Origin of the sequence: Capnocytophaga sp. oral taxon 332 str. F0381, assembly GCF_000318275.2 — a bacterium.
Classification (GTDB): Bacteria; Bacteroidota; Bacteroidia; order Flavobacteriales; family Flavobacteriaceae; genus Capnocytophaga; species Capnocytophaga bilenii.
Window position 1 is genome coordinate 24,829 of record NZ_KB291284.1, and the last position, 10,244, is coordinate 35,072.

7 protein-coding genes are annotated in these 10,244 nt (G+C 41.1%); 1 reads left to right on the top strand and 6 read right to left on the bottom strand.

The genetic code is table 11. From position 1 onward, the window contains the following. Positions 1–125: 125 nt before the first annotated feature. The 6 genes from HMPREF9075_RS03825 to HMPREF9075_RS03850 all read right to left on the bottom strand — a co-directional run bounded on the left by HMPREF9075_RS03825 (position 126) and on the right by HMPREF9075_RS03850 (position 9,205). The gene (locus tag HMPREF9075_RS03825; protein ID WP_009415192.1) at positions 126–4,391 is read right to left on the bottom strand and encodes a cobaltochelatase subunit CobN; all 4,266 of its coding nucleotides are present in this window, start codon (positions 4,389–4,391) and stop codon (positions 126–128) included. A 98-nt stretch (positions 4,392–4,489) separates the two neighbouring features. Next, complete coding sequence (locus HMPREF9075_RS03830) at positions 4,490–6,262, bottom strand: hypothetical protein (RefSeq protein ID WP_009415193.1); 1,773 nt, start codon at positions 6,260–6,262, stop codon at positions 4,490–4,492. Position 6,263: 1 nt separating this feature from the next. Continuing rightward, positions 6,264–6,806, bottom strand: a complete 543-nt coding sequence (gene rfbC / locus HMPREF9075_RS03835; RefSeq protein ID WP_009415194.1) for a dTDP-4-dehydrorhamnose 3,5-epimerase — start codon at positions 6,804–6,806, stop codon at positions 6,264–6,266. A 3-nt stretch (positions 6,807–6,809) separates the two neighbouring features. Beyond that, positions 6,810–7,961, bottom strand: coding sequence for an alpha/beta hydrolase-fold protein (locus HMPREF9075_RS03840; RefSeq protein ID WP_009415195.1), 1,152 nt, complete (start codon positions 7,959–7,961; stop codon positions 6,810–6,812). Positions 7,962–8,075: 114 nt separating this feature from the next. Then, positions 8,076–8,900 carry a thymidylate synthase gene (locus tag HMPREF9075_RS03845; RefSeq protein WP_009415196.1) on the bottom strand — a complete coding sequence of 275 codons (825 nt, stop codon included), beginning with the start codon at positions 8,898–8,900 and terminating at the stop codon, positions 8,076–8,078. A 116-nt stretch (positions 8,901–9,016) separates the two neighbouring features. Continuing rightward, positions 9,017–9,205 (bottom strand): hypothetical protein, encoded by a 189-nt coding sequence (locus HMPREF9075_RS03850; RefSeq protein ID WP_009415197.1) that lies wholly within the window; start codon positions 9,203–9,205, stop codon positions 9,017–9,019. A gap of 147 nt (positions 9,206–9,352) precedes the next feature. On the opposite strand from HMPREF9075_RS03850, the gene HMPREF9075_RS03855 reads away from it, so the two are divergent. After that, positions 9,353–10,244, top strand: an 892-nt coding sequence (locus HMPREF9075_RS03855; RefSeq protein WP_198144774.1) for a DUF2931 family protein, incomplete at its 3' end; no start/stop codon positions are given.

Here is a 10,244-nt window from a genome sequence, read left to right on the forward strand (position 1 = left end):
GATTGATGTTTAGTGATTAATGAGTACGCTTAAGAAAAAACTTTGGCAAAGGTTAGTAGCCTCTTGTGCCACCACCTTTGCCAAAGTGTGTAAGTAAATATTTTTGAAAAAATCGTATGCTATATTTAGCTTCGTTTTCTTCGTTTTCTTACAAAGATTACGAGGGCTACAAAGGCTACAACTACGCCTATACCTATCCAAAGAGCACTAAATGATACTTTTTTCTGTTCACCAGCAGGATTTACTTCTTCTTTCTTGAGAAGTTTGCTATTTTTGCCGTCTACCGCTTCTTGCTTGCCTTGCTGAGATTTAGCCAACTGTTGTTGGTAGGCTTTTGCATTCTCGGCAGTAGCTTTTTGGGCTATATAGGCTTGCAACTTCTTGTTTTCCGATGAAAATTGTGATGAGCTCACTCCGTATTGTTGGGTGAGGGTAGTGTGCAAATCGGCTAAATGAGCTATTTGTGCTGCAGAGGCTTTCCACATTCCTTTGCGGGTAGCTTCAAGCATTACAGCCGAAACTTCTTGTAAGGCTGCCACGTTTTCTTTCTTGATAAAGTCGGTAATGCCCAATTGCTGTTTGTCTTCTATATAAGTGTTGTATACTTCGTTCCAAAGCGCATCGTCTATCAGTTCAGGACGTGTAGCTTCCCAGCCGTGCATATTGGTTACTATTTCGGCTATTTGTCCTGCGCTGGAGGCTTTCCCTTTCATCATTTCTTTGATGTATTTAGGGTTGAGGATAGTACTGCGAGCCTCTACCCCTACAGCTTCTTTCAGCTCTTGCACGTGCATATTTTTATGGTTGCGATAGTCAGCAAGATAAGCATCGGGGTCTTTACCGGTAACTTCTTTAATTGCAGCGTTCATACCGCCCATAAACTCGTATACGTGGTCGAGGCTCAGGGCACCCCAAGTGTTGTTTTGGCGAGGCTGTATAAGCACATCAGCATTCTTGATAGCAGCGCGGAACATACCTTCTTGAAATTTGCTCCACTCCTCTTGGCTTCCGTAAAAAGCCCCCATATTGTGCAAATACACCTGTGCAATATCTTGTTGTGTTTCCCACTTATCACCTGCGTTGATGAGCTCTTTGATGCCTGTATCGTAACGCCCTTGTAAGCCACCAAAAATACGGCGAGTAGCCATTTCGCGTGCTTCTTTAGGAGGCACACCTGCTTGTACCAACTCTTTTTCTATATCTACAGAGCCCGCGCTCACCTCGTTGGCGTACTTCTCTTCAGGCAAGGCTGATACCATTTCTATAGCTTTGTTCAGCAAGAAAAGACGAGAGGCTGCCAAATCGCGAAACTGACCAGAGGTTTGTATAACCACATCTATACGTGGTCTGCCGAGTTCTTCAGAAGGAATCACGCGCACATCGCCCACGCGCCCAAAGGTATCCCAAACGGGTTCTACTCCCAGCATATAAAGAGCCTGTGCTATGGATACCCCTTCGGTTTCTATAAATTCAGAACTCCAAAATGTATAAGCTATCTTTTTAGGATATTCGCCGTGTTTGTTTTTGTATTCGTTGATAACGTTATCGGCAAGGGCTACACCTCTGTCCCACGCTAGTTTAGAAGGAGTACTTTCGGCATTTACCCCATAAAGGTTATGCCCTGTAGGTACGCCGTTGGGGTTAGCTACAGCATCGCCTCCTGATGAAGGTGGTGTATAGCCCCCGTTGAGGGCATTGATAAAGGCTTGTAGTTCACGTTGCGGACTTTCTTGTAGTCCTTTTTGGTAACGTACTACGTTGGTAATGGTTTTTTCTATATCCACTAGCGCCCTTGCGTGGTCTATTTTAGCTTTTTTAGCATTGATAGCAGCCAGCTCTTCAGGGGTAAGCGGTTTGCGGTCTTCTTTTTTAGCAGGAGCTTTTATTTTGGTAGGGCGACCTACGGCATCGGGTTTCTTGCCCGTGTGGGTAGCTGTAGCAGCCATAGTAGCCGTTTGGGTTGCAGCAGCCGTAGCGGTAGCCGTTTTGCCTTTGTTGGCTTCGCGTTGTAGCTGTTGGCGCAAGAAGTATGGCATTTTGCCACCTTCTTCGGTCTCTATTGTTTCTTTGGCTTTTTGAAGTTCCTCGGGGGTGATGTGAGCATAATCACATATAAAAGCTGTAGTAACCTCTTTGCCTGCCAAAATTTGCTGTACTAAGGCTTTGGCAGGGTTTAGGTAATGAGCCGTAAAGAAAGCCTTGCGCTTTAGGTCTTTTTCAGTTACTTTGCCTTTGTGCTTATCAAGAGTGGCAAGGCTGTAAGCAATAGGGTCGGCACTCATTGCTAGAACGGTAGAGTTAATTTTATCAGGACTATAAGGTACGCCTGTTATATAAAATTCACCATTGATTTTTTCTGTAGCAATTTCTTCGGCAAAGTTTTCAAGTTTAGTAATTTCGTCATCGGTATAAGGCTTGGTAAGAATACTATCCAAGCGCAAATCGCGGTGCAAGCCCATACTTACGGCTAACTTTTTAATGTGTAGCCCTATGGCTTGTTTATCGGTAGGATTTTTAGATTTTTCGTATGAAAGGAAGGTTTTTTCAAGCTCGTTGAAAGTGTTGCGCATATCGCTCTCGGTGAAAGCAGGGGTAAGGTATGAAACGATACCACCGTAAGAGCGGCGTTTTGCCATCATTGCCTCACCTATATTGCCAATGGTGTAATAGTAGAAGTGAGGCACGGTACCCACACAAATGTCTGGCCAGTCATAATCGGAGAGGGCAACTTGCTTATGAGGCGTAAATTCCAACGATCCGTGTGTGCCAAAGTGGATAAGCGCATCGGCTTTTAGCCCGTTTTGTACCCACATATAAGCACCAAAATAAGCATAAGGAGGTATCTCTTGCACCCCGTGTTGCACTTTGAAGTCGTCTTCGGTACTTACAGCAGCTGGTGGTTGCGGTAGGATAGTGATATTGCCCAATGTAAGTTGCGATACGGCTAAATAGTCTTTGCCGTTTTGGGTAGTACTCAGATAAGTACCAGGAACAGCTCCATTGTGGGCTATCACTTGCTGGTAAAGGGTAGGGGGGAGTGTTTGTTGCATCCAGCTGTTTAGCTGTTTAGCTTCCACCAAGGCAGGTTTGCCTTGTGCGAAAAACTGTTCTATGTCGCCTTTGGCGTTGGCGCGGTAGGTATTGGCGTGCGTGAGCAGAAGCTGCTTAAAGTTTGCAAGGGAAGGTAGTTGCCCTACGTTATAGCCTTGAGCTTGTAGTTGTTGCAAGAAGTTGTAAATTGATTCTTCTACCTCTAAGCCCTGTGCTGCGGCAGGGTTCAGCCCTATTCCTTTAAAATACACAATAGCCAGCTTTTTGTCGCCATTGGCTTTGTGTTTTAGCTGGGTGAAGTTGTGAATGATTTTAGCAAACTTTTTGGCGCGGTTTTCTATGGCATTCAAAAAGTAGTAGCCGTCTTTGTTCTTTTCTTCAGCTATTACCACGTAGGGGTAGAGGGCGCCGTCTAATTCGGGCATTACGATAGTTTGCCCCATAAAGCCCCCTGCCATTCCCATTGGGTCTTTTTCCCAGTCTTCTTTCATTGATAATACCGATAAGCCTGTGAATAGCGGCACATTGTGCTGTTTAGCCCAATTGATGTAGCTTTCGGGATTGCCCATCATCATTTGCCCGTGAGGGAAATAAACAACGGCATCAGGCTTGATAGCTTCTAAAAAGTCGATACGCTTGCTCTGTGATGTAAAAGGATACACGTTCATACCCTCATCTTGCAAGGCTTTGATAACGCCATTCAGGTGTTCTTTGTTACCACCAAAAGGCTCGTGCAAGCCCGCTACCATTGCAATGCGTGGAGCGCCTTCTTTATAAAAATTATTTTGCTTTAAATACGTTTCAAAATCGGGAAGATTGTCAAATGAGCGTTCATCGTCTAAGTGGAAGTATACGTTTTCTTTGCGCTCAATAGGGGCTGAGGGTTCGGTAGCAAACCATTTGCGGTCTATGTATTTACGCACATAGCGCGCCAAGTTTTGGTAATTGGTTTTGTTGGCACTTTCTAAGTAAGAAGTTACTTTTTTCAGCTCGGTTTCGCTAAGGCTACTAATGTCGTTATCGGGGTTAGTAACGGCAAAGCTGTGAAAAGGAACGCGGTTGGCAGCCTCTATCAGCTGGTTGCGCTGCTCATCACTAATTTTCAAGCCCATAGCCCACACCAGCACAAAATCGTATTTCTTAAGCTGGTCTAATTGGTCTAAAGGCACTTCTTCAAATTTGATAAACTTATCTTCGTTAGATAAGGCAATGTTTGAAGCCTGATAGCTCACAAAATTTACTAAGGCAATGCGCGTTGTAGCTATGTAGTTGCGCCATACCATATAGCCCCCAAAAGCTACTATAGCAAGGGCTAACAACATTAATATTCTCTTTTTCATACTTATGTAATGATTAACACTTATGGCTAATGATTAATTTTGCCGCAAATATATAAAATAATTCTGAATAAGAGAATATTTATTTTTATTTTAACACTTTAGGGATAAGCTACCCAATACATTTGATTGTTTATCTCGAAGAATAAATGGTATTGCGTCCCTACTTTCAGCACTCTTAAGTCACTGATATACCCACTTCTTTCAAAAGGCGTAGGCAAATGATAAAAGATTTCTTCGGGCTTGCCTATGGGTTGAAAATTGCTCTTGCTAAGGCGTTGTTTTTTTATAACATCGAAGCACCCATTTCCTGTTGCGTAAAAATAATCTATTCCTTCCGTATCTACCACTGCCATTGCTGTACCCTTCCAACCGGGGGTCTTTGTTTTAATAGTGCGTGACGGACTTTCTATAGTGTAAAACTCTAAGACATCATCGTTTTTATCGGTGTAAAACTGCTGCTTGTCCCAGCTGAGGTACTGAGGTCCCCATTGAAACTTTTCTCCTAAAACAACTTGTTCTACCAGCTCGGTACCGTGTATCCGTAGGTGATATACTTTTTTGTCTATTTCTGTGCACCATATAAAGTCATCGGTAGTTTGCATTTCGGGGTAATTTAAGTAGTGTCTGTTTGTCTCTTTAGGATTGCCCAATAGCTTGCTTAAAGGCACGATACCCAAAATATTACCTGTTTTGGTACTGAGGGTAAGTACATACATATCTCTGTTCTTAGAGTTGTAGTCTTTGTATAGTACATACAGATAATTAGGGGTAGCATAGCTGTATTCTACATAGTTTTTGTTAGTTTTAGAGGGATCTCGTTTCTTATCAGAAGGTTTTTGGTAAGGGTATACATCTTTTTGGGCTACTTCTTTGTAATAATAAGTCGTATCATTGGCTACAGGCACGTATTTAGACCATAAAAAGTCTTCCGAAACGGCGTATAAAGTATCTTTTTCGGCATAAAAAGCCGGAAACCAATTGGAATAGGATTGTTCATCATTGAAGATATACCCCTTTTTCACCTCGTTAGTGCTGGGTGAAAGCTGAAGTATATGAGGTGTTTTATTTTTTTTATTGGGCTTGTAGTTAATAACGTAAATCTTTTGCTGGGCGGCATCTGCTGTAATTAGGTCGCACCTGATGTCAGGCAACACGGTATAATGCTGTTCAAGAGGTGCAATTGTAAGGTTTTGCAGCCGTTGCCACCATTCTTTCCAGTCTTTTTTCAGCGGGAATTTTGGCAGTGGCAACAAGCCTTCGGCAAATTTCTGTACCCTATCCATATTGTTATGAGCTATCCACCCCAGTAGCTTATCTTCGGTACGTGTTTCATCGTCTTCATCGGCTACTGTTATAGTTTCTTTGCTATCCAAACAGTCTATCCAGTAATCAATATCGCGAAAATCATACTTGTAACTACTTTTTACTTCTATTTCACTTTCATTAATGGTCTTTTTTTGCGCAATAGCCTCCCTCAGTCCGCTTTCTTTATCAGCAACAACTGTAATTTTCTTGCCATCTAAGCTGAAAGTAGCTTTTTTGCTGTAATAACAATGCTTTGCATTGGGAATAGCGGTAAGTTCAAACTCAATAGGGGTATTTCCTGGCAAGCGAAAATCGTCCATTAACAATGCAATAAGAATCTTGTCTGTTCCTATCTTTTTGCGTTCTTTTTCTTGTAGTGGCACTATCAAAGCTTGGCGAGGCAGTTCTACCTTACCTTTTTCCATCACAAAAATAGTACATAGCATTTCTTTGCCCAAATCCTTTGTTTCTTTATTAGAGGTTAGTTCGGTAATTACAGACGATAGCAATTGTGCCTCGCTGTAAAAACAGCTAAAAGCAAAAAGTATAAACAGTATTCTTTTCATATCAAAATGTTAGTTCTGCAAGTAGTGGTGCTTTTTTATCTTTTTCAGAGAGGAGAATATCCCCCAAAGGCAATTGCCAATTGATGTTTATCTGCGGGTCGTCCCAGCGCACGCTCCCTTCAGCTTGCGGTGCGTAGTAATTATCACATTTATACTGAAATACAGCCTCTGGGCTCAGCACCACAAAGCCGTGCGCCAAGCCTTGCGGAATAAAAAACTGACGCTTGTTATCCTCGCTTAGCAATACCTGTTCGTATTGCCCAAAGGTAGGCGAATCTTTGCGCAAATCTACTGCCACATCCAATACTACGCCTTTTACTACGCGCACCAATTTAGATTGTGCATAGGGCGGTTTCTGAAAGTGTAAGCCACGCAATACCCCATAGGTAGAGCGTGACTCATTGTCTTGTACAAAAGTAACAGGAGCTACCAGCTCGTTGAATCGCTGTTGTGAAAACGATTCAAAAAAGTATCCGCGGTCATCGCGAAACACACGGGGTTCTATAATTACCACCCCTTCAATTTTAGTTTTTATTACGTTCATAGGTTATTTTTTTCCACCTCCTGCCGATTTCATACGGTTGATACGCTCGGTAATCAAATCACCGTTGATAAAATCGACATCAGGCTGTGTATATGATTTCTGATAAGCTTTTAAAGCCTTTTTAAAGTCACTTGTTTTTTCGTAGTATTCCGCCATAAAAAACTGAGGCATAGCCGTTTTGTCATAGCCATTTTCCTCCACGTATTTAGATAATTTCTTTAGCGACTCCCAGTCAGCAGCACTTTTTATAGCCGTATAGTCTGCCAAAATATCGTTAAGAGAAGGTTTTTTCTTAATGCCGAAATACTCTTCAATGGTATTGTATTTTTTCTCTAAGTATTCAAATATTCCTGTGCTCAGCGTTTCCATTTTGGTCTTGTATTCCTTGCCTCCAATAGGTTTATACACATCAAAACAAAGGTCGAGTGCCTCTGCCAAAGCTACTAATTTAGAAGCGTTTACAGTCATATCTTTCATATCCGAAAAATGATACTCTACCGATTCGTGAGCCGCTGTAGAGCGCATCGCTTTTTCAAAACGCGTAGCCGTGTCGTAATTCAGTTGGTTTTCTACACCTGGGGTTGCCATATAGTAAAAAATACGCCTATCAAAGCCATTGGCTAATACTTCGGCAAACTGTTCACCCATACGAGGGATAGTTGTAGGGTTTAAGCTTACGTACATATTGAATACAGGCTTTTCGGCAAGCAGATAATAGTTGATAAGAAAGGCAGCCTCTTCAGAAGCCACAATTCCTTTAAGCCCCGCTATCGGAAATTTCCCCTGTATGTAAGGCACCAATTCATTAGATACAAATTCAAAAAACCTCGCCGATTCGTTCATCGGGCGCGCTACCTCATCAATAATCGCCACATCGTCTAATTTCGCATCAAATACCCCTACCACTATACATTTAGGCATCTCCTTGAATTGTTCGTAGTAACGCACCATCGAGATGATAGGCTCCATAAGTGTTTCGGCATTCAGCACCACTATTAGCGGGTAGCTCTGTTTGTCGGAATAATTGCTCGGCTTGTAAATACCTATTTTTTGTTTGCGTTCCATCTTTCCCGAAGAGAAAGATTCAGTAGTAAATTGCGCAAAAAGGCTTGGTAACACTACCAAACTGAGAATAAAAGTGCAAATCTTTTTCATTGCTGTAGTAATTTGTTAGAATAATGCCACAAATGAAAGAAAAAAAAGCCACATAGCCAACCTTTCATTGTTATTTAACAAAAATTTAACGTTTATTACTACATTGTCACTTCATTACACCGATACCTCAGCCTTAATAGCAGGGTAAGGGTCGTAACCTTCTAAGCGAAAATCGTCATAATCAAAGGCAAAAAGATCAGTAATTTTAGGGTTTAGGTGCATTGTAGGCAAGGGGCGTGGGGTACGACTTAGCTGTAAGGCTACTTGCTCGCGGTGGTTGTTGTAAATATGCACATCGCCAAAAGTATGCACGAAATCACCTAATTGCAAATGGCACACTTGGGCAATCATCATCGTAAGGAGTGCATAAGAGGCGATGTTGAAAGGCACCCCCAAAAACACATCGGCACTGCGCTGGTATAGCTGACACGACAGTTTGCCATCGGCTACATAAAACTGAAATAGCGCGTGGCAAGGAGGTAAGGCAGCTTTGCCATTAGCTACATTTTCAGCAAACGATTTGCCATTATCGGGCAATACCGAAGGGTTCCAAGCCGATACAATAATGCGCCTGCTTTCGGGGTTGTGTTGCAGGGTGTCGAGCACCTGTTTTATTTGGTCGATAGCCTCGCCATTCCAATTGCGCCATTGCGCACCGTATATGGGTCCTAAATCGCCCTTATCATCAGCCCACTCGTTCCAGATACGCACCCCGTGGTCGGTAAGGTATTTGATATTTGTATCGCCTTTCAGGAACCACAACAATTCGTAAATCACCGATTTGAGGTGAATTTTTTTGGTAGTAAGCAGCGGGAAACCTTCATTGAGGTTGAAACGCATTTGGTAACCAAAAACACTTGTTGTACCCGTACCAGTACGGTCGTCTTTTGAATAGCCATTATCGAGAATATGGCGCAATAAATCAAGATATGAAGTCATTGTATTTTTCTAAATAGGGCGCAAAGATAGGAAATAATTATTACATTTAGCTGTTAGTTTTTAGTCGCAAACCACATATTAAACTGAGCGAAGGTTGAGCGAAGGTTGAGCGAAGGTTAATCGACTAAAACTTGTTCATTAAACATTATTTTGTACAATTCTTCATCAAAATAAACATCTGGTTGCGCTCCATTATTAAAGCTAAACCTTCTTTTTTCTACACTTAAAAAGGAAATAATCCATTTATTTATTGTATCTTTGCCCAAAGTTCCTGAATTTTGTGTGCTCCTTTTTTTCTCAAACACAAAATTACTAATTTTCGGGAATTTTTATTTTATTGTAAGAAAAAGTTTAAACAGCTTCAATAATAAATAATGAAACAAAATCTAATAATTATAGGGTGTGCTTTTCTATTTATAGGGCTAATATTTTTGTACAAAAAGACAACGATAATGAATAAAAAGTATGAATGGCTGGTATTAACAGCTGCAGATGATGGTTATCCAATGGAAATAATCTATGGAGAGTTAACTGATCCGATCGGAAGAGGAGGAAATATTCCTACTGGTCAACTGTTAAGAAGTCGTTTATTTGGTGATGCAGGGATGATGATAGTGGGGGATGAATTTCGTCCACTACCTCATAAAATGGAAATTAAATGGTTTTCTTATGCTGAGAATAAATTCTTTAAGGGTGAGTTTGATTTAGACCATAAGTATATTGAAGCTATTTTTGAACAGGAGGAATATATTTACAGAGATGGAGGAGGCATTGACTTTAAGGTAGTACCTATTCCAGGTGGAAAAGTAATGTTGTATTTGTATGGTGTGAATACCTTTTTATTAGGAATTTACCAAGGAGAAGAATATATAGTTAAGGATGATGATGCTTTTCATAGGGAAATGCAACTAATGAAAGGGACAGTAGCAGGAGAAGATACAAGGTTGGAATATGTAAAATTCTTTCAGGAAGAATTACCTAAGCAGACATTAAATGAAATAAATAATAATACTATTCCCACTGATATTTGGGATAAAATTAGTGTGAAATATCCTTGGCGCTTTACATTTCATTTAGTAGATAGAGATGATTATCCTGAAAAAATAGTTGGAGAAGAAGAGAATCACGTTGTGTTTATCAATGCTGAGAAGAGGTTAAAACTTAATGAAGTGAATTATTTTATTACACCTGAACCTAAGCCTATTCCTATTGAATTGGCAACTACTTTTGATGCTCCTGGAGGGAGGTATGAGTTTAGGATATTTCCAGGTAATGTAGGGGGTAAGGAGTTTATAGCTTTACCTTATGAGCAATATCGCAAACGAGAGCAACAACTTGTAAAGA

Excerpts from the sequence above, each read along its gene's own strand:
- HMPREF9075_RS03830 (WP_009415193.1), bottom strand. The coding sequence starts at position 6,262 with ATGAAAAGAATACTGTTTATACTTTTTGCTTTTAGCTGTTTTTACAGC.
- HMPREF9075_RS03825 (WP_009415192.1), bottom strand. The coding sequence starts at position 4,391 with ATGAAAAAGAGAATATTAATGTTGTTAGCCCTTGCTATAGTAGCTTTT.
- HMPREF9075_RS03840 (WP_009415195.1), bottom strand. The coding sequence starts at position 7,961 with ATGAAAAAGATTTGCACTTTTATTCTCAGTTTGGTAGTGTTACCAAGC.
- rfbC (WP_009415194.1), bottom strand. The coding sequence starts at position 6,806 with ATGAACGTAATAAAAACTAAAATTGAAGGGGTGGTAATTATAGAACCC.
- HMPREF9075_RS03845 (WP_009415196.1), bottom strand. The coding sequence starts at position 8,900 with ATGACTTCATATCTTGATTTATTGCGCCATATTCTCGATAATGGCTAT.